We start from the raw sequence: 22,983 nt of genomic DNA on the forward strand, positions 1-22,983 counted from the left end.
GAGAATGTTACCAGCATTCTCCCGGGCTTTTAAACAAAGCTGTATTTGCGACAACACTTATTTATCTAAAAACCAATGTAAAGTTATGCAAAAAAATAACAATTCTGTTGCCCTGTTTGGGGGCAGTGGAATTATCAAATACCTGCTAATGACGAAACTTGCCATTATACTAAGTTTGATATTTTCTTTTCAGGCTTTTGCAGATACAATTTCAGCACAAACAATCAATTTAAATCTCAGGAATGTTTCCGTTGAAACTGCAATTAAAGCAATAGAAGCGCAGGGGAACTATAGGTTTGTATATAAAACAGAAACGCTTCCCAAAGAAAAAGAGGTGAGTATTTCAGCAGAAAATGCCACTTTAAGTTTTATTATGGATAAACTGCTCCATAATACATCATTATCCTACCAGGTAATTAATAATACACTTGTAGTTATTGTTGCGGGGGAAGCCAACAAACCCCGGGTTATTTCCGGTAAAATAAATGATAAAGAGGGTAATCCCCTGGCAGGTGTGAGCGTTGTTGAAAAAGGAACGAATAATGGAACCGCCAGCAGGGAAGACGGCAGTTTTTCCTTAAACGTAAAATCAGATAATGCCATCCTTGTATTTAGTTCATTAGGATATATTACAAAAGAACAACCGGTAAGTAATAATATGGTGGTGGTGCTGGAAAAGACAGATGCATCGCTGGATCAGGTAGTTATAATAGGATACGGTACGCAAAAGAAAGCGAACCTTACCGGGGCTGTTTCCAGTATCGATTTTGACAAACAATCTATGAACTCCAGGGCCATCTCCAATGTTTCGTCTGCAATTGCCGGGTTAGCGGCAGGTATTAATGTACGGCAAAATAATGGCCTGCCCCGGGGCAATAATAATGCGGACCTGAGTGTAAGAGGTGTAGGCTCTTTAAACATAAGCTCGGAGCCATTGGTGATCGTAGACGGGCAGGTGGCGGATATCAATTCAGTAAGCCCCAATGATGTGGCATCTGTTTCCATTTTAAAAGACGCAGCTTCTGCCGCTATTTATGGCTCAAGAGCTTCCAATGGCGTTATCCTGATTACCACAAAGACGGGGAAAGGAATGAACGGCAAGGTAAATTTTACCTATAACAATTATGTAGGATGGAAAAAACCCACGTTATTACCGGATTGGGCCTATAATACCGTTGATCATATGAAACTGATCAATATGACACTGGAAAACTCCGGTTCTGATCCCTGGTATAATGATGAAGACATAGCAGAATGGAGCGAAGGCATTAAAACAGATCCCATAAAATACCCCAGTACCAACTGGTGGGATGCCATTACAAAACGTAATATAGTCCAGGATCATAATATATCGGCCAAGGGCGGAAACGATAAAGTGAACTTTTATACCTCCATGGATTATTATAATGATGATGGTATGATCCCGAACACGGCTTTCCGCCGCATCAATTTCCGTAATAATCTTTCTTATAAAGTAAATGACTGGCTTCGGTTAGGAAATAATGTCACCTATATTTCCTCCAAGTCGGATCCTGTTGACATCGATGATATTTTTCAGTGGTTCCGGGCAAGCAGTCCGTCTATCCTGCCTCAAAATCCGGATGGAAGGTATGGCGCCCCGCAGCTGGATAATGAAGTAAGCACCAATAACCCCTTACGTTCCGCAAAGCAGGCACGCGGCGAAACTACAGGGAACCGCTTCCAGGGAAAAGTTTTTGGAGTGCTGACACCTTTAAAGGGGCTCTCGATCACAGCAAGTTACTTTGCTGATATCTACCAGGAATTTGGATGGAGCGGTACGGAACCTGCAGACCTGTGGAATTTTAAAACAGGGGAAAAAACAAGTGATGCTTCCGGGAATATCAGGACATTGAGAAATAATTTTCAAAAGAATGCACGACAGGTAATAGATATATATGGCGATTACACAAGGGCTTTTGGTAAACACCGCGGGCATTTACTGCTGGGCTATAACCAGGAGTATTTTAAGGGTCAGAGTTTTGCAGGCGCCCGGCAGGATCTGCTGAGTTATGAAACCCCGGTATTAGACGCCGCTACAGGGGAAATTACGAACCTGGCTGGTAATGCCAATGATTATGCCATGCGCTCCTTTTTTGGAAGGTTCAATTACGATTATGATGGAAAATATCTTTTTGAAGCGGATCTGAGGTATGACGGTTCATCAAGGTTCTCGCCCGATCACAGGTGGGGACTATTTCCATCAGGTTCCGTAGGCTGGATGATCTCCAGGGAGGATTTTTTTAAGCCATTGATAAACGTCTTTACCAATTTCAAACTGAAAGCTTCTTATGGAGAGCTCGGAAATAATGGCATCGGCAATTATGCCTGGCAGAATTTTTATTCTGTAGTCAAATATCCTTTTAATGAAGTGCCTTCTTCAGGACTTATTTATACGTCTTTTGGTAATGAAAGCATTACCTGGGAATCGACCGCCGTTACCAATGTAGGCATAGATACGCGGTTGTTTAACCGGCTGGATCTTAGTTTAAATTACTATAACAAATTAACAAAAAGTATATTGACCGATCTGCCCATTCCGGCTACCAATGGCGGTATTGGCGCTCCCCTGGTCAATTCAGCCAAAGTGCGTAATTACGGCTTTGAAGCAGAGGCCAGCTATGCACAGCATATCGGTAAACTGAATATTTATACCAATGTAAATTTTAGTTATAATCAGAACCGGATCATAAGCTATAAAGGAGATTTCATAGAACCGCACGGCCAGAATGCTGCCGCTTGGACAGAGGGGTACCCGATAGGAGTTCTCTGGGTGAGAGAAGTAGATCATATCATTCAAAGTCAAAAGGAAGTGGATGACCTGGTGGCGGCAGGATATACATTTTCACCTGCTACGCCCGACCCCGGTGACTTTCTGTACAAAGATGAGAATGGCGACAAAAAAATAAATGATGACGACCGGGTATTGAAGGGCAATCCTATCCCTGTATTTAACTATGGAGGAAGTATTACGCTTGACTATGCGGGTATTGACCTCAGCGTTTATTTTAGCGGGGTAGGTAAATGGGACCGGTATCTGAGCTCTTCTGTTTATGCACTCACTCACAATACCGGTAACTATATATACCCTACTGAGTATCTGAATATGTGGACGCCCGAAAATACCAATACGAATATTCCTAAGGTATATGCAGGCAGCCAGGTCAATAACCAGACTTCTGATTTTTTCCTGCATAGGGCAGATTACTTTAAGATCCGCTCATTGCAATTAGGATATTCGTTGCCCAATTCAATCATAAGGTCGCTCAAGCTCAATAAGTTCAGGGTTTTTGCCAATTTGGAAAATTATTTTACGTGGACAAATTGGCCGAACCTCGATCCGGAAATGTCAAGGTCTACGAATGACGAAGCCTCTTATCCACTGGGAAAAGTGGCGTCATTCGGCCTTCAAATCAGTTTTTAACTATTATCATCCACAAAACAATCCAGATCATGAATTTCAGAATTTATATAATCGCCATTTTATTTTCCCTGCCCTTTATGGCATGCAATAAAAACTTCCTGGATACGGTTCCTTATGATGGTATATCAAGTACCAAAATATTTGAGAACGATGCCAATGCCAAATTAGCCGTTAACGGCATCTACCAGGCTGCTTCACAGAAAGCCTTTCTGGATCCGTTTATAAATGTTACCACTAATCTCGGCCCGGATAGTTATTCTTATGGCAGGGCAGCCAGCAATGCCTTCTCCATGGGGCTTGGTACCAACCGTGGAACAGGCATATTAAACATATATACCAATTTTTATAAGCCCATTATTTATGCAAATGATGTTATAGCAGGCCTTGATAACAATGAAAATGTAACAGAAGACTTGCGGAACAGGCTGATCGGTGAAGCCAAATTCTTCAGGGGTTTATGCTATTTCTACCTTTGGAATTATTTTGGGGATGTGGTGCTGATTGATAAACCCACACCTGTATCGGAAACCTTTCTTCCCAGGTCACCTGTTGCAGAGGTGCAGCAATTAGTGATCGATGATTTTAAAGATGCGGCGCAAAGACTACCGGTAAGCTATACCTCTGCGGATGTGGGCAGGGCTACCCAGGGTGCAGCTATTGCCATGCTGGGGAAAACCTACTTATACCTGCAACGCTGGGATGAAGCCGAAGCGGAATTTGCCAAGTTATTACAGGCACCCTATACCTATGATCTTACAGACAATTTTGGTGATTCTTTTTACTGGCAGACCCAAAATAATAAAGAGTCTGTTTTTGAGCTGCAATATGCCATGGAAGCAGGCACGGGCAGCACTTTTGAGCGTTGGTACGGCAACCGGAGCGGAGGCGTAGGCGGAGAAGATTATGCAGAAGCCGCAACAACAGCATTAAGTGTATTTACCCATAAGAACGGAACACCTTTTGATCTTACAACCATACCCCAAAGGACAGCCTATACCGGCAGCACCGCAGAAGTAGATTACGGAAAAGACCTCATTCACTGGTACGACACTACATTCGCAGATGCTGATGTACGTCTTGGCCAAAGCGTTATTCTGCCCGGATCTACTTTTTTCGGCAATAACAATATGTACTATAAACTCTACTGGCCTTACAACACATATATCAATGCCGACACGCCTGCATTACGTACGACCTGGAGTACCACGGTGGGTGTGATACCTATCCGCAAGTTCCTGACGCTGGGAGAAGAAAATATTCTGAATCCCAGTACCTGTCCGACCAATTTCCCGCTGGTTCGTTTTGCGGATGTATTACTGATGTATGCGGAAGCCGTTAATGAAGCAAAAGGCCCTTTACCCGAAGTGTATGATGCCGTGAACCGCGTAAGGAAAAGGGCGAAAATTGTAGATCTTCCCACAGGACTAAGCAAAGACCAGATGCAGCGTGCGATCAGGCTGGAACGCTATAAGGAGCTGATGTTCGAAACGCATTTATACTTTGATGTGAAAAGGTGGCATGTAGCTCATTTGACGCCTGCGCAGGATCCGGTTTTTGGACTTAATAATGACGTAGTGGATTTCAGGTTTGTGAAGCTTTTTACAAAAGTCTTTAGAGAAGACCGGGATTATTTGTTCCCGATTCCGGGGGATGAAATAGATCTGAACCCTTTATTGACCCAGAATCCGAACTGGGACTGATAGAATCCCGCCCGGATTTTTTACTAAAAAAGAGATGCATGTACCAGTTATTGATTATTGGTATCGGGATGCTCTTGTTGATGGGCAATCAGAGTGACCGGCTATTTACCGAGCACTTTGATTATCCTGACGGGGAGCCACCCGGATCCTTCTGGAGCGAAGGCAATGCTGTAACCATTCGCAATGGCCGCCTGCGGATCGATGCGGATACAGCAGTACCCCGTGCTTCATCGGTTTGGCTGGATAAAGAAATAATAGGAGATGTCAGCATTGAATTCGATGTGTATCTGCTGTCCTCTGCCGATGATGCCAATAACATAAATGTATTCTTTATGTACAGCGATCCGTCCGGTAAGCCTCTCCGGCAAACTGCAGCAACGCGACAGGACGGCCTTTACCGGAAGTATCACCAGCTGAATGGTTTTATTGTTACGAATGTTACAAATGGAGATACTTCAGCAATTCGCTACCGTTTCAGAAAAAACCCGGGTTTCAAATTGATGGCAGAAGCCCGTCAGTACAGGAATATCCGCGGAAAAAAAGTACATATAAAATTGATCAGGAAAGGCAATCATTTTGAGTATTGGGAAGACCGGAATAAAGTATTGGACCTGGTAAGCAGTGAACCCGGAGAATCATATAACAAGGGATTGTTTGGATTCCGTACCTGGCATACGGCATTGGAAATTGATGATCTTTTAATTAAAAGAATATGAGAACAGCGATTTTAGTACCTGCAATATCCGTTCTTCTTTTTTTGAGCCCTCCTGTCAAACAATCGGGAGCTGTACTGCCGGATGACAAAACAACATTTAAAGAAATACAGGTAGGCAGGGGCGGTGCCTCCACCATCTTTTCTTACTTTAATACCTGTCCGGAAAGTCCCGATGGCCATACTATTGCCTATATACGATGTGAAAAAGAACCGGAACGGGGCAAACCCCGTGTACCGGCTTCGCTTTGGGTTTGTGATCATGATCTTAAACAACATCGTAAGGTTGCCGGTATCAGGAAAATTTCTGTTCACGATGGAGCGGAAGCGCAATGGGTCGATAACAACCGGATCGCGTTGCTGGATGATATGCTGCTGCGGGTAATAGATATCCGGTCCGGCAAAGACCTGCTTCATAAAAAGCTGATGGCGGCAGAGATCGGGCATGAAACATTTAATGGAAAATTACTTTATTCCATCTGTGAGGGAAAAGTGCCCGGGGAACCTGCCATCTATGAGCTCGATTGCAATACACAGCAGGTGCGCACGGTATTACGGCTAAAGGAGCTGGCAGCGCTTCCGGTACCTGTATTTATGAAGAAGGGTTCGTTATGCCCCTTGCTGCAATGGCAGCTTTCGCACCTGCAATATGCACCGGATGGAAAAAAAATATGCTTTCGGATTGAATTGGGGCCTGAGGAGAATACCATATTGCTGGGTCTTTGCAATATTGACGGCTCCGGTATGAAAGCCTGGATGAAGCCCCTTCATTTTCTATGGTACAACAATACGTCAATAGTCGGGCATTTGAGCAATGAGCCGGATGGAAAAAGACCGGAACCCTATGGACGAAGATATTCCCTCACCCGCTGGGATCTGGATGGAAATGTGATCCGGCAAATGATGGCTCCAAGGGGCAACCATCTTGCCATATCCCCGGACAAAAACTATTTTGTGTCCGAAACTTTTTATCAAACCAACCCGGTCATTGTTACGCTTTACTCCGGTGCAGGCAAAGCTCCGTCAGAAATTTGCCGTTTTGATCCTTTTAATATCACCTGGAAGAAAAAATTTCATGTGAACCCCTCTTTTTCGCGGGATGGGAAACGGGTCTATTACTCCAGGCCACTAAATGAAATGTATAATGGTACTTTTTTTATTGAGATCTCATAAAATGAATAAAGGCATACAACACCTTGCAAAAAGGTGCGCCGTGGGTATCACCATGATCGCAATGGTGCTGGCAGGTGCTGTTAATGCTCAGCAGGTTAAACCTTTACAGCAACCGCAATTGGTGGAGCATCAGATAGGCGCTGGTGGTGCATCAACTATTTTTTCTTTTTTTAATACCTGCCCGGAAAGCCCGGACGGTAGTACGATCGCGTATGTCCGTTGTAAAAAGGAGCCATCGGGCAGAGATCATTTTGCTCCTGCTGAATTATGGGTCTGTAACCGGCACCTGAAGCAGCATCATAAGGTGATTGCCATTGCCGGAACAGCAGCGCATAATGGTGTGGAAGCGCAATGGATCGATAATAAACGTATAGCGTTTTTTGACAGTGGCAAAGTACGCCTGGTAGATATTCATACAGGAAAAGACCTGCTGAAAAAGGCGTTACAGGCCGATGGGCTTGGGCATCAACCCCATCAGGGCAAAATACTTTATAATATCTATACCGATGACGGACGGGGAGCACAGGGCATTTATGAGCTGGATTGTAATACGCAACAAAGCCGTTTGGTATTGAGTATAAAGGATTGTGCTAAAGTAACCCTTCCCGCTTATTTGCAGCAAAAAGATATTGATTCGCTGAAATACTGGCGTACCCTGCACAGCCAGTATTCACCGGATGGAAAAAGGATCGCTTTTCGTTTAGATATTGGCTCCTCTGAAAGATCGCAACTGCTGGGTATTTGCAATGCAGATGGCTCCGGATTAAAGATTATGAATAAAGCGCTGCACTTTTTTTGGTACAACAATACATCCATCGTTGGGCATTTACAGGTTGATAAAAATGGCAAACGACCGGAAGTGAAGGAGAAAAGATATACGCTTACCCGATGGGACCTGGACGGTAACATCCTGGAAGAAGAGATGACGCCTCCCGGAAACCACCTGGCCATGTCTCCGGACAGGCAGCATTTTGTATCCGAAACATTTTACAAAACCAACCCGGTAGTTGTTCAGTTGTACACCATTGGACACCCCGAAGCTACCGTCACGATCGCGCGTTTTGATCCTTATGATATTACCTGGAACCGCCGTTTTCATGTAAATCCTGCCTTTTCGCGTGACGGGAAACGTATTTATTTAAGTCATCCGCTAAATAATAAATATAATGGAACTTTTTATTACGAAATCAAATGATCCAATAGCGGTAACATCCCCTTTTGGGAGGCTATGTAATCGGGTTTCCTGTTTGATCGCAGTGGTTATTTTGATGACTGTTACCACTTCTGTGGCCCGTGCGCAGCAGGTTCCCGGCAAAGAGCACCAGGTAGGCCCTGATGGTATGTCTGCTGTTTTTTCATTTTATAACACCAGCCCGGAGAGCCCGGACGGAAAGACCCTTGTTTATGTCCGGTGTAAAAAAGAACCTTATGGCAGGGAAGAATTTGTGCCCGGCGAGCTTTGGGTTTGTGACCGGGATCTGAAAAACCACAGGAAGCTGACAGACATTAATGGAACCGTAGCGCATAATGGTGTGGAAGCGCAATGGATCGATAATAAACGTATAGCGTTTTTTGATAAAGGTCGTATCAGGATTGTGGATGCTCAGAGCGGAAAAGACCTGCTGACAAAAAAAATAACGGGTGCAGGGCTCGGGCACTATCCTTATGAGAATAAGATCATGTATAATATTTACAGTGGTGAAGGAGACGGCGCTCCTGGTATTTATGAGCTGGATTGTAACACGTTTGAAACAAAGCGGATCCTTACCAATACGGAGATCGCTAAAGTGCCGTTGCCGGCTAACCTGCCTGCTGAAAAAATAGCCGCTGTAAAGGACTGGCGGGCGCTTCATTGCCAGTATTCGCCCGATGGAAAAAAAATTGCATTCCGGTTGGATGTAGGCCCGTTTGAAGAGGACCAGTTACAGGGGATCTGTAACAGGGATGGAAGCGGCCTTAAAATAATGACACAAACACTGCATTCCATCTGGTATGACAATGGATCAATGATCGGGCACCTGCGCTATGAAAAAGACGGCAAAAAGCCGGAAGATCTGAAGCAGCGTTTTACACTGGTACGGGTGGACCTGGATGGAAATATGCTGCAACGGAACATGACGCCGCGTGGCAATCACCTGGGAGTATCACCGGACAGGAAATGGTTTGCGTCTGAAACCTTTTACCAGACCAACCCGGTGGTATTTAAGCTGTATCCTAACGGCCATCCTGAAAAAGCGATTGAAATTGCAAGGTACAACCCTTACGATGTGGTATGGAAGCGGCGTTTTCATGTAAACCCTGCCTTTTCACGGGATGGGAAACGCCTTTATTACTCAAGACCATTGAATGAAAAATATGCCGGTATTTTTTACTATGAAATAAAGTAGTATACAATGAATTTAAAATGGATCAGCATAGTGGTTTTTTGTTTATGGGCGGGGTTGCCTGTCGCTGGTCAGGAAATAAAGCCCCCAAAGAATGTGCTTATTATCATTACCGATGAGCAGTCTGCCGATGCAATAAGCGCTGTTGCAGGTAGCCGGTATTTTCATACGCCTAACATAGATGCACTGGCAAAAAACGGTGTCCGCTTTGCCAGGGCGTATTGTGCCAACCCGCTTTGCACACCATCCCGGTCGTCTATGTTTACCGGCAGGTACCCGCATGAGCTGGGAGTAATGGATAATAAAAGTGCGGCAACCGGTAATGCATCCTTCCCGGTGATGGGCACTTATTTTACTGCAAAGGGCTATGAAACGGGGTATGTAGGAAAATGGCATGTTCCTCTGTTCCCTTTAAAAAATACATCAGTGAGTGGTTTTCAATGGCTGCAAAATAACCAGCTGGGAGGAGCGGATAGCCTTTTGCCCGGCGCTGCGGTTCAATTCATTAATAAAAAAAGAGCACAGCCGTTTTTACTGGTCGTTTCCTTTGTCAATCCGCACAATATATGTGAATGGGCAAGGGGCGATCAATTACCGGATGGAGCTATAGGTGTTCCCCCGGCACTGGCTGAATGCCCGCCGCTATTGCCCAATCATGCACCAACGTTTAATGAAAGCGATATCAACCGGGAGATGCGCAGGTTCACCCAGTCCAGCCCGCAATTTCCTGTAGGAAATTTTACTGATTCCCAATGGCGTGCATACCGGTGGGCCTATTACCGGCTAATTGAAAAAGTGGATGCTTATATAGGAACGGTTTTAAAGGCATTAAAAGCATCCGGCCAGTATGAAAATACGCTCATTGTTTTCCTCAGTGATCATGGAGATATGCAGGGCGCCCATCAATGGAATCAAAAGACCGTTTTTTACGAAGAAGCAGCGCGGGTACCCTTTATTTTATCCAGCCCGGGTTTGAAGCCCGGAACATCGGATGACCTTGTCAATACGGGCATCGACCTGATTCCTACTATTTGTGCGTACGCAGGCATTGATCTGCCGGCGGCATTGCCCGGCTGCAATGTTTTGAAGCCTGATCCGCGCAGGCAATATGTTGTTGTTGCTAACAGGCTGGCTGTTGGTAAAGATATTCCGGGTAAAAAAACTTTTAAACCGGAAGGGCGGATGGTACGCAGTGATCATTTTAAATACTGGGTCTATGATGAGGGAAAACGACGGGAATCTTTGTTTGATATGGATGAAGACCCCGGTGAAATGCAGGACCTGGCACGTCTTCCCCAATACAGGGAGGTGCTGGAAGCACACCGCCATTATTTAAAAGAATGGGCAAAAAAATATAGCGACAATAAAGCATTAGAAATGCTGAAAGATCAAAATTTATAAAATGATGGACTATTTATTTCGATTATTTAAAAAACAAACCCAGTGCTATGGTTCCTGGTTACTGTTGATAATGTTAACAGCAGCGGCCATACAGCTCAATGCCCAGCACAAAAAGATGAACGTTCTTTTTATCATTGCCGATGATCTCAATTGTGACCTGGGCGCTTACGGGCATTACCTGGTTAAAACGCCCAATATTGACAGGCTTGCAAAACAGGGGCTGCTGTTTACAAACACTTTTTGCAATTTCCCGTTATGCGGCCCCTCCAGGGGAAGCATATTAACGGGGCTGTATCCGGATCAGACCGGTCATTATAACCTGCGCGATTATATAAGGCAGCATGTTCCGGATGTAGTTACCCTGCCTCAGAATTTTATGAACCAGGGCTATATTTCCGCCCGGGTTGGCAAGCTGTTTCATTATGATAACCCCGGGGGTATAGGTACACCGGGCCATGATGACTCAGTCTCCTGGAACGAACGGTATTACCCGAGGGGGATTGACAAGGATCTGGAAAATAAAATCTTTAGCCTGCGGCCGGGCGCTTTTGGAGCCACGTTAAGCTGGCTTTCGGCTGAGGGAAAAGATGAAGACCATACCGATGGAAAAGTTGCCCTGCAGGCAATTGAATTACTTAAAAAATATAAAGAGAAAAATACCCCGTTCTTCCTGGGTGTTGGTTTTTATAAGCCGCATACGCCTTTTGTAGCGCCTTCTAAATACTTTGATCTTTATAACAGGGATGATATACGCGTGCCCCGGGTTGATCCTGATTACTTTTCAACATTGCCCCAGCCCGCAGTAAAAGTGCTGTCCCGCTTTAAAGAACAGCTGAATTTACCGGATTCGCTGGCCCGGTGCGCCATACAGGGATACTACGCGGTCATCTCTTTTATGGACGCGCAGGTTGGGAAAGTGTTGCAGGCACTGGACAGCCTGGGCTTAAGAGATCAGACGATCGTGGTATTTACATCTGATCACGGGTACCACATGGGAGAACATGGGTACTATCAAAAAAACACGCTGTTTGAAAATTCGGACCGCGTACCGCTGATCATTGATGCGCCGGGGATGCACAACAGGGGTAAAACCTGTACTTCCATTGTGGAACTGATCGATCTGTACCCTACATTAAGCCAGCTGGCAGGGCTGCACATGCCGGAATATGTAGCGGGAACCAGCTTCAAAAAGCTGCTCAATACTCCTTCAGAAAAAACAAGGAACAGCTCGCTCACCCAGATCCCCGGCGGGTATACGCTGCGGACAGAAAAGTACAGGTACACCCGGTGGGGCAAAGGAGGAAAAGGAATGATTGAGTTGTATAACCGCGTTGAGGACCCGGATGAAATGAAAAACCGGGCAAATGATCCGCAGTATGAAAAGCTGATCAGTCAGTTGGATGAAGAGCTGAATGAAAGGATCCGGGAAGCAGCGGTTCCGCCCAAAGGGCTGAAAGTGATAAAAAAAGCAGCTATAAACCCAGGTAAATAATCGTATTTAATGAGTGTACTATTTAAGATAAAGATCCGCTGGTTGCTGTTTATTTTGTTGCTGGTTTCATCCCCGGACGGGGTAGCCGCCCAGGCTCCTGTTCCGGCTAAAACATCCCATAAACCCAACATCATTTATATACTGGCGGATGATATGGGGTATGGCGATCTGAGCTGTTACGGGCAGCAGCGCTTTCGAACGCCGAATATTGACCGCATTGCCCGGGAAGGCATGCTGTTTACACAGCATTATGCAGGAACAGCGGTGTGCGCACCGTCCCGGTCATCATTAATGACGGGGCAGCACACGGGCTACACACCCATAAGAGGCAACAGCACCGGCAATAAAAAACCCGCCTTCATGCCCGATTCCGTTACTACCATAGCTGAGATCATGAAGCAGGCCGGCTATGCTACCGGCGCCTTTGGCAAATGGGGCTTGGGCGCTGTTGGTTCTGAAGGTGATCCGAACCGGCAGGGGTTTGATGAGTTTTACGGGTATATTTCGCAGGGACTGGCGCATAGCTACTATCCTGATTTTCTGTGGCACAACCAGCAAAAAGTGTTGCTGGAAAAAAATTATCCTGATAAAAAAGTGGATTATGCGCCTGAGCTGATCCATCAGCAGGTACTGCATTTTATTGATGAAAACCGGGATAAGCCATTTTTTCTTTACTACCCGACTATTATTCCTCATGCTGAACTGGTAGCGCCGGAAGCGTACATGGCGCAATTCAGGGGAAAGTTTTTGCCCGAAAAATCATTTAAGGGCGCAAAATATGGCGATCATAACTACAAAAGAGGCGGCTTTGAAAGCCAGCCCGAAGCTCATGCTGCCTTTGCCGCCATGATCACTTTGTTAGACCACCAGGTAGGAGAAATACTGGATCGGTTAAAGCAATACGGGCTGGAAGAGAATACGCTCATTATCTTTTCATCGGACAATGGCCCGCACAAAGAAGGAGGTGCCGACCCTGATTATTTTAATAGCAATGGCCCTTACCGGGGATATAAGAGAGACCTCTGTGAAGGAGGCATACGTGAACCGATGCTGGCGCGCTGGCCGGGTCATATTGCGCCAGCCAGCAAAACCAGCCACCTTTCTGCTTTTTGGGATGTAATGCCCACACTGGCCGGCATTGTAAAAGTAAAAACGCCCGTTAATACTCAGGGCATATCGTTTTTGCCCACGCTTTTAGGTAAGGGAAAGCAAAAGGAGCATGATTACCTGTATTGGGAGTTTCATGAATGGGGGGGCAGACAGGCCATCAGGAAAGGCAAATGGAAATACGTGGTATATAATGTGCTCAATAAAGAAAAAAGAAAGGCTGAGTTGTTTAACCTGGATAAGGATCCCGGCGAAAATGAAAATATAGCTGCACAACATCCTGAAATCGTTAAAGAGCTGCAGGAGCTAATGGAGCATTCAAGAGTTCCCTCGCCTCAATTCCCTTTTGTTGAAACAATAAAATGAATAAAGCCAGACATACCGTCCTGTTACTTCTTTTGATGAGCTGCTCGTTTGGGGCTTATGCAGCTGAGGTGGACTTAAATGCTAAGTGGCCGGCGTACTGGATAGCCTGCCCGGGTGCTGCCCCCACAGGCTATGGGGTATATCATTTTCGCAAAAGTTTTAACCTGCCTCAACAACCGGCAACTTTTTTTATTAATGTTTCAGCAGACAACCGGTATCGTCTTTTTGTAAACGGTGTACCGGTAAGCGAGGGCCCTGCAAGAGGCGACCTGATGCATTGGTATTATGAGCCGGTTGATATTGCGGGCTATCTGAAGCAGGGTGAAAATACGATCAGCGCTGTTGTCTGGAACATGGGCGAATACCGCCCACTGGCGCAGATTAGCAACCGCACCGGTCTGATCATCCAAAGTACTGCCGTTGAAGATTCGGTAGTTAATACCAACCAAACATGGAAAGTGATGCAGAACCCTGCATATACACCTGCTATCTCATATAACTATTCTGTAGGTGCATCAGATAGTGTTAACGCGGCGGAATATCCCTGGGGTTGGGAACAAATAGGCTATGATGATGGGAGTTGGTCAGCTGCAACGCTGCTGGAACGTGGTATGCCCTATGGATCGGGCACCAGCTATTCCTGGGTGCTGACGCCGCAGGATATACCGCAGATGGAAGCAACCAGACTGCGGATGAGCAGGGTGCGAAAAGCAGAAGGGATAACGGTTTCAGCCGGATGGCCTGCAAAATCCGGTAAACTATTGATTCCTGCCAGAAGAAAAATAGCGCTGCTGATCGACCAGGATTTTTTAACAACCGGTTATCCTGAATTATGGGTGAGTGGCGGCAAAGATGCAAGGATCAAATTAAGCTATGCTGAAACCCTGTTTAAAAATAATAAAAAGGGCAACCGGAATGAAGTGAATGGTTATGAGCTGATCAAAGCCCCGGCGGATTATTTTATTGCTGACGGCGGTAAGCAGCGTTTGTTCCGGCCTTTGTGGTTCCGTACCTGGCGCTATATTCAGCTGGAAATTGAAACCGGCAAGGATCCATTGCAGATAGAGGATCTTTACGGAATGTTCAGCGCTTACCCCTTCAGGGAAAACGCTTCTTTTGAAAGTGATGATAAAAGTTTGGATACTATATGGAAGACCGGCTGGCGTACCGCCCGGCTTTGCGCTCATGAAACGTATTTTGATTGCCCCTATTATGAGCAATTGCAGTATATAGGAGATACCCGCATCCAGGCCCTTATTTCTTTATATGTAGATGGCGATGACCGGCTGATGCGCAAAGCGATCAGGATGTTTAACTGGTCGCGTACTTATGAAGGCATTACCAATAGCCGCTATCCTGTTTGCCAGATGCAGTTCATACCGCCTTTTTCCCTGTTTTGGATCAATATGATCCATGATCATTGGATGCTTCGTGGTGATACAGCGTTGATCAAAGAATGCATGCCCGGTGTAAAATTAGTATTAAACTGGTTTGAAGGCAAACTGGATCAGCAAACAGGAATGCTGGGCGCATTACCGCACTGGAATTTTGTAGACTGGGCGCGTCCTTGGCGCTGGGACAATGAAAGACCTTTGGGGGGTGTACCTCCGGGCGGGATGAGTGGGGGAAGCTCCATACTCACGCTTCAGTTTGCCTATACATTAAAAGATGTGGTTTCCCTGCTTTCCCTGATGAATGAAAAGGCGTTAGCACTTCATTACAGCAAATTATATACGACTCTTTTAGCTGCTGTTAAAAAGAATTGCTGGGATGATAATAAAAAATTATTCGCAGACGATATAAGGCATACCAGCTTTAGCCAGCATGCTAATATCATGGCCATTCTTTCCGATGCCCTTCCTGCAAATGATCAGAAACTACTTTTTAACAAAATTGTTGGTGACAGCAGTTTGATACAGACCACGCTGTATTATCGTTTCTACCTGTTCAGGGCGTTGAAGAAGATAGGCCTGGCAAATGAATACCTGGATATGCTGCAGCCCTGGAAGGATATGCTGGCCCTCGGACTGACCACCTTTGCCGAAAAGCCGGAACCAACCCGGTCCGATTGCCATGCGTGGAGCGCCAGCCCTAATTATGATTTGTTATCGCTGGTGTGTGGAATTGAGCCGGCGGTACCGGGATTTAAATCCGTGCGTATAGCGCCTCATTTAGGGCACCTGGAATATGTGAAGGCAAAAATGCCGCATCCGGCAGGTGATATAAGCATGAGCCTCTCAGCATCCGATAGCGAATTGACCGGAGAAGTGGAATTACCTGCCGGGCTGGATGGGGTATTTGTTTATAAAGGAAAAATTCAAAAACTCAACCCGGGAAAAAACGGGATTAAATATGAATAGGATGTATCTGTTGAAAGGAATGTATAACATTTTTTCGGTTCGTTGGACACGAACCGGGGCTTTCGTGAAGGGATCGCTTAATGGTCCTGATTCCTTAATGGTTCAAATGAATGGTTAAACTGAGATTATATGAATCCATCTTTGAAATATTGTTTTTCGGCCCTGGCACGTGTCCGCACGCGCCGGCCATTATAAAGAAAGCGCAATAGCTAAAACCCGGAAAGAATACTATTAAACAGCAATACGATTTAAATGAAAAAATATTTACGATCCATTTTATTATTTTGTTTTTCCTGTTGTACTCTGACAGCCTGGTGCCAGCAAAAACCCAATGTACTATGGGTTACTATTGAAGATACCTCTCCGGAGTTCATCGGCTGCTATGGCAACAAAGCGGCGCACACGCCCAACATCGATCAGCTGGCAAAAGAAGGTGTGCGGTTCACTAATGCATTTTCAACAGGTACCGTATGTTCTCCAAGTCGCACAGCTATTATAACCGGCGTTAAAACCTATTGCACGGGCACAGGACATCATCGCAGCGCTTTTCCCGTACCGGAATTTATGAAAGGGTTTCCCTACTATCTGCAGCAGGCCGGCTATTATACCACCAATTCAGCCAAAACGGATTATAACGTAAGCAACGAATCCGCATATACAAAAGAAGCCTGGAACGAAAGCAATGTAAAAACGGGCTGGTGGAACCGGAAACCCGGCCAACCCTTTTTTGCGGTATTTAACTTCAACGCATCGCATCAGTCCAACACGATGACGAACCCTTATGACCGTTATGAGAAAGCCATTTTAAGTCACCTGGATAAAGATGAAATCGTTGCTGACAACGCTTTTGAAATGCCGCCCTTTTACCACGATACACCGGAAATGCGAAAGGAAATGGCACGGGTGTATAACTCCCTTTCTCTTACGGATAAACGTATTGGGGAACTGCTGGCCAGGCTGAAAGCAGATGGTCTTATGGACAGCACCATTATTGTTTTTTATGGTGATCATGGCGAAGGCATTCCGAGAGGAAAAACAAACGGTATCCGCTTTGGCTTTCGCGTGCCCTTTGTGATCTGGTTCCCCAAAATGTACCAGCATTTATCTCCGTGGGGAACGGGTGTGGTTTCCAGCGAACTGATTGATTTTACAGATCTGGCGCCCACTATGTTGTCGCTTGCCGGCGGGCAGATACCCGGATATATGACAGGCAGGGCTTTTATGGGCCATCAGCGTCAGGCGCCGCCAAAATATTTAAACCTTTCTTCTGACCGGTCAGACAATGGGCCGGATCTTGTTCGTGCCGTAACAGACGGACATTATTTCTATGCAAGAAACTTTATGCCCTTTGTACCGGAACTCCGGTATATCCGCTATATGGAGATCGGAAGGATCAAGCAATTGATCCGCAGCGATTATGAAAAAGGAAATCTAAATCCTTTGCAAAAAAGTTTGTTGGAGCCACGACCTGCCGAATTTCTTTTTGATTTAAAAAATGATCCCTGGGAAACCAATAATCTTTCAGGATCAGAAAAATCCCGGGGCAGGCTCATGCAAATGCGTGCTTCAATGGAAAAGGAGCTTCTTAAAAGTAAAGATGTGCTATTGCTTCCCGAAGGGGAACTAGATACCCTTTCAAAATTTACTACGCCCTATGAATACCGGTTGAACGGGAAATTATACGATCTGCAACAGATCTATCGTGCAGCGTCACTTTCCGGTTTTAGAAGCAAAAAAGTATTGACACAGCAATTAGCATTGCTTAACAGTACCAATAAGATCGTTCGCTATTGGGCCGTGACCGGACTGCGGGCTCAAAAACCGCAGGAGCTGAGACCTTATACCGGCAAACTATCTCCATTACTTGCTGATGCATACCCGCCCGTTGCTATAACAGCAGCAGCCATTCTTTATGAATTGGATCAGGATCCGGGGGCAAAGGATTGCCTGATCCGGTACATGATGGGCGGAAATCAGTATTGGGCATTGATGAGTGTTAATTTTTTACTCTACAGTAATTATAAGGAGCCTTTTATAGAGGCGGTTCAGCAATGCCGGCAGGTAAAAGGACGGAGCTATGCTGCCAAAGCCGCCTGTATGGATTTTTTAGGAAGCCTGAAACTGGTGCCCAATGACATAGACCATCGTCAGTAAAAAATAAAGTGCTTATTGAATGAATGTAATTTTTAAATATTACTGTTTTCTTTTAGTGCTTCAGGCTGTACTGCTGGTTACGCCTGTAAAAGCCCAACAAACGGAGGTCCGTTATTTATCCGGAACCGGAGCAGATAACACAGTGGACTGGGATTTCTATTGCTCTGCCGGTATGCAAAGCGGAAAGTGGACGAAGATTGCTGTACCATCCTGCTGGGAGCAACAAGGCTTCGGTGCCTATAATTATGGTCATGATCCACTAAAGAAAAGGCTGAATGAAACCGGTACATACAGGTATCAGTTTATGGTACCCGAAAACTGGAAACGTTTTGAAGTACAAATAGTTTTTGAAGGGGCAATGACCGATGCAACAGTACGCATTAATGGTAGATCTGCCGGGCCGGTGCATCAGGGCGCTTTCTACGAGTTTCGTTATAACATCAGCAAGCTGTTGAAGTATGGCGGTGAGAATGAATTGCAGGTATTGGTGAAAAAGAATTCAGATAATGCCTCGGTTAACGAAGCAGAACGCACGGCAGACTTCTGGATGTTTGGCGGTATTTTCAGGCCCGTGTACTTGGAGGCGAAGCCAAAGGTGAATATAGAACGGGTAGCGGTGGATGCCAAAGCAGATGGAAAATTTGCTGCGGATGTATATCTGAAAAACTTTCGCCAGGCGGCTACCTTGCAGGTGAAGCTTACGCCACTACCTGTAAATCCTGACGGTAATGTAAAAGAAACTGTTTTGTCAGTACCGGTAACGGATGCTGTTGCCCGTATCAATGGAACAATAAACAATGTGATTACCTGGACACCCGAGCTGCCCAACCGCTACCGGGCAGTGTTTGAACTGTTGGATCATAAGGGAGCGCTATTGCACCGGTATACCGAAACCATCGGCTTTAGAACGATTGAAGTACGCGAAGCTGATGGCATTTATGTGAATGGAAAGCGGGTGAAATTAAAAGGAGTAAACCGGCACACCTTTACTCCCGGGTGTGGCCGTACTTCTTCAAAAGCGATAAGCATACGGGATGTAAATACCATAAAGGACATGAACATGAACGCGGTACGTATGTCGCACTATCCGCCTGAAAAACATTTTCTTGATGTATGTGATTCGCTGGGATTATTTGTGCTGGATGAATTGACCGGCTGGCAAAAACCGCCTTATGATGATATGGTTGGGCTGAAATTATTAAAGGAAATGATCGCGAGAGATGTCAATCATCCCAGTATTATTTTATGGGACAATGGCAATGAAGGGGGCGGCAATTATAACCTCGATAAGGAATTTACCAGGCTGGATATTCAGCAACGGGAAGTGCTGCACCCCTGGCAGCAGTTTGGAAAGTTCAATACGGCACATTATATCAATTACGATTATCTGGCGCATGATAACCATAGCCAAAGAAAGATCTTTTTACCTACCGAATTTATGCATGGCCTGTATGATGGCGGCGCTGGTGCAGGCCTGGATGATTACTGGCAGAAAATGTGGGATGATCCGCTTTGTGCCGGAGGTTTTATCTGGGATTATGCAGATGAAGCAGTAGAAAGAAAAGACCGTAATGATAGTCTTGATACGGATGACAATCATGCTCCTGATGGTATATTAGGCCCGTATCTTGAAAAAGAAGGCAGCTATTACACAGTAAAGGAAATATGGTCGCCTGTATTTTTTGAACAACGGTATATTACGCCTGAGTTTGATGGGCGGTTCAATATTGAAAACCGGTTTATCTATACCGGTTTGAAAGACTGCCGCTTTGAAGTAAGCTGGGTAAAGTTTTCCGGCCCCGGAAAGAAGACTCATATTGAAAAAAGCCCTGCAAAACCGGTTGCTGTTTCCCTTGAACCGGGACAGAAAGGTACGCTGCAATTAGATATGCCCAGTAACTGGACACGTTATGATGCATTATGTATTACCGCCAGCGATCCTTTCGGCAGGAACATTAATACCTGGACATGGCCGGTAAAAAAGCCCGCTGTGGTTGCCGGTGCGCTGCTCCCCGGCACACAGTGTAAGGATATTCAGCTGTCGGATAATGGCAGCAGTTACGGGGTGCACACCTGTTCCCTTAAAATAGATTTTGATAAAAAAACGGGTGCGCTGAATAGTGTAGCGCGGAACGGGGTACGCATACCATTGTCTAATGGGCCATACATCATTGGCAGAACAGCCCCGGTGAAAGAAGTGGTTTGTAAGCAGATACAGGATACAGTGCGCCTGTCTGTGCTGTATGAAAATGAGAACCGGTTTGACTGGTCAGTTACAACAGATGGATTGCTGCATCTGGAAGTAAATTATAAACCGGAGAATAATAACCGCTTTTCCGGTGTTTCATTTGATTTTCCTGAAAGTGAGGTAAAAGGAATGCGATGGCTGGGTAATGGTCCTTATCGGGTGTATAAAAACCGTATGAAAGGAGCCTCCTTCGGGCTTTGGGAAAAAGAGTATAATAATACCGTAACCGGTGAGTCAGGATGTGTCTATCCGGAATTTAAAGGATACCACGCAGAAACGTATTGGGCGGAAATAAAAGGAAAGCAAAGTAATGGATTTACGGTGTATGTATTTTCAGACGATATATTTCTGCGGATGTTCACACCACAACCGCCTGCACAGCCTGCAAAAACGGCGATGGAATACCCGCCGGGAAATATTTCTTTTTTACATAGCATCAATGCCATCGGTACTAAGTTCGATACGCAGCAGGGACCACAGGCGGCCTTAACACAATTTTACCCGATGAAGATATATGAGGGTGCATTGAATGTAAATATTGTATTTGATTTTAAACAAGTTGATAATGAAAAGTAAAAAATGGATCTTGGTAGTCATATCATTGTTGTTAATGATAGCCGTACAGGCGCAGCAGTCGCAGCATGCTAAAAAGGAATTGCCAAATATTCTTTGGCTTACTTCTGAAGATAATAGCCCTATGTTGGGTTGCTATGGCGACTCTCTTGCTACAACGCCGAACCTGGATAAACTGGCGGGCGAAGGATTTTTATACACCCATGCTTATGCCAATGCACCCGTATGCGCCCCTTCCCGTAATACTATAATTACAGGTGTATATGCCTGCGCTGCCGGAAACGATGGCATGCGCAGCTACTATCCAAAGTCGAATATCGTTCGTTTGCTGCCCGAATATTTAAGAAGCAAAGGATATTACTGCACCAATAATTTTAAGCAGGATTATAATATTGCCAATGTAAGAAAGGATCTGTGGAATGAGAGCAGTAATACAGCTCATTATAAGAACCGGAAACCCGGTCAGCCTTTCTTTGCGGTTTTCAATACCGTGATCTCGCATGAAAGCTGTTTGCATAAGCCGGATTCCAGTACCCCCAAACATGATCCGGATAAAGTAAAATTGCCACCCTATCAGCCCGATACAAAAGCCATAAGAACAGACTGGGCCCGCTATTATGATTATATAGAAAAAATGGACACCTGGATTGGAGAAATGTTAAAGGAACTGGATGAAGCCGGCCTGTCAGAAAATACGATTGTTGTTTATTATGGAGACCATGGCGGTGTTTTGCCACGCAGTAAACGGTATGTATACGAAACAGGCACCCGTATCCCTTTTATTATAAGGATACCGGAGAAATTCAGAAGATTATACCCAGCCGCGGCGCCCGGCTCAAAAGTAGACCGGTTAGTAAGCCTGGTAGACCTGATACCTACTATGCTAAGCATTTGTAATATTCCGGTGCCGTCTTACCTGCAGGGCAATGCGTTCCTGGGTCCTCAGAAAACACCCGATCCGCAATATGTACATATGTTCCGCGGCCGTATGGATGAGCGTATTGATATGTCGAGGGCTGTAAGGGATAAACAGTATCGTTATATAAGGAACTATATGCCCTACCGCATTTATGCGCAGCATATTGATTATTTATGGAAGGAAGCTGCAATGCGTTCCTGGGAGGAGATGTATTTACAGGGTAAATGTAATGAAGTACAATCCCGATTTTTTCAAACCAAGCCGGTAGAAGAATTATATGATACCGAAAAGGACCCATGGGAAGTACACAACCTGGCGGGCGATCCTGCATACAAAAATATATTGCTGCGGATGCAGACGGAGAATACAAAATGGATGAAACAAATACATGATGCGGGTTTTATACCAGAAGGGGAAGTAGAAAAAATAGCAACAAAAATGCCTGTTTATGATTATATGCGTTCCGGTGCCCAGTCAATGGATCAACTGATCGCTGTAAGCGACCTGGCCAATTTTGCAACAGTAAAAGATATTCCAAAGCTTTCAAAATACCTCTCAGATCCCAATGTGCTGCTGCGTTACTGGGCAGCAATCGGTTTACTGCAACTAAGTGATAAAGCCAGGGAGGCGGTTCCCGCATTGAAAAGAGCTTTAGCTGATTCGTCTGCCGAGGTGGCGATTACTGCTGCCGAAGCATTATACCGGTTGGGAGATAAAAATGAAAGCGAGCGGTTGCTGTTGCAGTCACTGAACAATCCAGGGATTATGGTGCAGGTGCACGCCCTTAATGCAATAGACAACAGTTGTAAACCGGACGGGCAGACCCGCAAAGCAGTGGCAGACCTGGCGGCCAGGCAGGCTGTGAAAAAGAATGAATATATCTCCAATATGACAAAATGGATCTTAAATAAACCCTGAAAAACCATTTTTTCACCTTCTAAATAAATTAAAT

Annotated in this window: 13 protein-coding genes; all 13 read left to right on the forward strand. The window is 45.3% G+C overall.

Going from position 1 to position 22,983, the window contains the following annotated elements:
* Positions 1–85: 85 nt before the first annotated feature.
* The 13 genes from A8C56_RS23660 to A8C56_RS23720 all read left to right on the forward strand — a co-directional run bounded on the left by A8C56_RS23660 (position 86) and on the right by A8C56_RS23720 (position 22,949).
* The gene (locus A8C56_RS23660; RefSeq protein ID WP_067761255.1) at positions 86–3,442 is read left to right on the forward strand and encodes a TonB-dependent receptor; all 3,357 of its coding nucleotides are present in this window, start codon (positions 86–88) and stop codon (positions 3,440–3,442) included.
* Positions 3,443–3,471: 29 nt separating this feature from the next.
* On the forward strand, positions 3,472–5,142 hold the full coding sequence (locus A8C56_RS23665; RefSeq protein WP_067761258.1) for a RagB/SusD family nutrient uptake outer membrane protein: 1,671 nt from the start codon (positions 3,472–3,474) through the stop codon (positions 5,140–5,142).
* A 38-nt stretch (positions 5,143–5,180) separates the two neighbouring features.
* Complete coding sequence (locus A8C56_RS23670) at positions 5,181–5,858, forward strand: DUF6250 domain-containing protein (protein ID WP_067761261.1); 678 nt, start codon at positions 5,181–5,183, stop codon at positions 5,856–5,858.
* Positions 5,855–7,027 (forward strand): TolB-like translocation protein, encoded by a 1,173-nt coding sequence (locus A8C56_RS23675; protein WP_157098084.1) that lies wholly within the window; start codon positions 5,855–5,857, stop codon positions 7,025–7,027. The genes A8C56_RS23670 and A8C56_RS23675 overlap by 4 nt, the downstream gene beginning before the upstream one ends.
* A gap of 1 nt (position 7,028) precedes the next feature.
* A complete protein-coding gene (locus tag A8C56_RS23680; RefSeq protein ID WP_067761267.1) occupies positions 7,029–8,222 on the forward strand; it encodes a PD40 domain-containing protein in 1,194 nt (397 codons plus the stop codon).
* A gap of 52 nt (positions 8,223–8,274) precedes the next feature.
* On the forward strand, positions 8,275–9,414 hold the full coding sequence (locus tag A8C56_RS23685) for a TolB-like translocation protein (RefSeq protein ID WP_169818829.1): 1,140 nt from the start codon (positions 8,275–8,277) through the stop codon (positions 9,412–9,414).
* A 6-nt stretch (positions 9,415–9,420) separates the two neighbouring features.
* Entirely contained in the window at positions 9,421–10,812 is a 1,392-nt protein-coding gene (locus tag A8C56_RS23690; RefSeq protein WP_067761273.1) for a sulfatase family protein, read from the forward strand.
* Position 10,813: 1 nt separating this feature from the next.
* The gene (locus A8C56_RS23695; protein ID WP_067761275.1) at positions 10,814–12,304 is read left to right on the forward strand and encodes a sulfatase; all 1,491 of its coding nucleotides are present in this window, start codon (positions 10,814–10,816) and stop codon (positions 12,302–12,304) included.
* Positions 12,305–12,313: 9 nt separating this feature from the next.
* On the forward strand, positions 12,314–13,777 hold the full coding sequence (locus tag A8C56_RS23700; protein WP_067761277.1) for an arylsulfatase: 1,464 nt from the start codon (positions 12,314–12,316) through the stop codon (positions 13,775–13,777).
* Positions 13,774–16,137 carry an alpha-L-rhamnosidase-related protein gene (locus tag A8C56_RS23705; RefSeq protein WP_067761279.1) on the forward strand — a complete coding sequence of 788 codons (2,364 nt, stop codon included), beginning with the start codon at positions 13,774–13,776 and terminating at the stop codon, positions 16,135–16,137. Before A8C56_RS23700 ends, A8C56_RS23705 begins: the two co-directional genes overlap by 4 nt.
* A gap of 252 nt (positions 16,138–16,389) precedes the next feature.
* Positions 16,390–18,291: a sulfatase family protein gene (locus A8C56_RS23710; protein ID WP_067761282.1), complete on the forward strand. Its 1,902-nt coding sequence runs from the start codon at positions 16,390–16,392 to the stop codon at positions 18,289–18,291.
* 19 nt (positions 18,292–18,310) lie between these two features.
* Complete coding sequence (locus A8C56_RS23715) at positions 18,311–21,115, forward strand: glycoside hydrolase family 2 (protein WP_067761285.1); 2,805 nt, start codon at positions 18,311–18,313, stop codon at positions 21,113–21,115.
* A complete protein-coding gene (locus A8C56_RS23720) occupies positions 21,105–22,949 on the forward strand; it encodes a sulfatase-like hydrolase/transferase (protein WP_067761288.1) in 1,845 nt (614 codons plus the stop codon). Before A8C56_RS23715 ends, A8C56_RS23720 begins: the two co-directional genes overlap by 11 nt.
* Positions 22,950–22,983: the final 34 nt, after the last annotated feature.

Origin of the sequence: Niabella ginsenosidivorans, from assembly GCF_001654455.1 — a bacterium.
GTDB lineage: Bacteria > Bacteroidota > Bacteroidia > Chitinophagales > Chitinophagaceae > Niabella > Niabella ginsenosidivorans.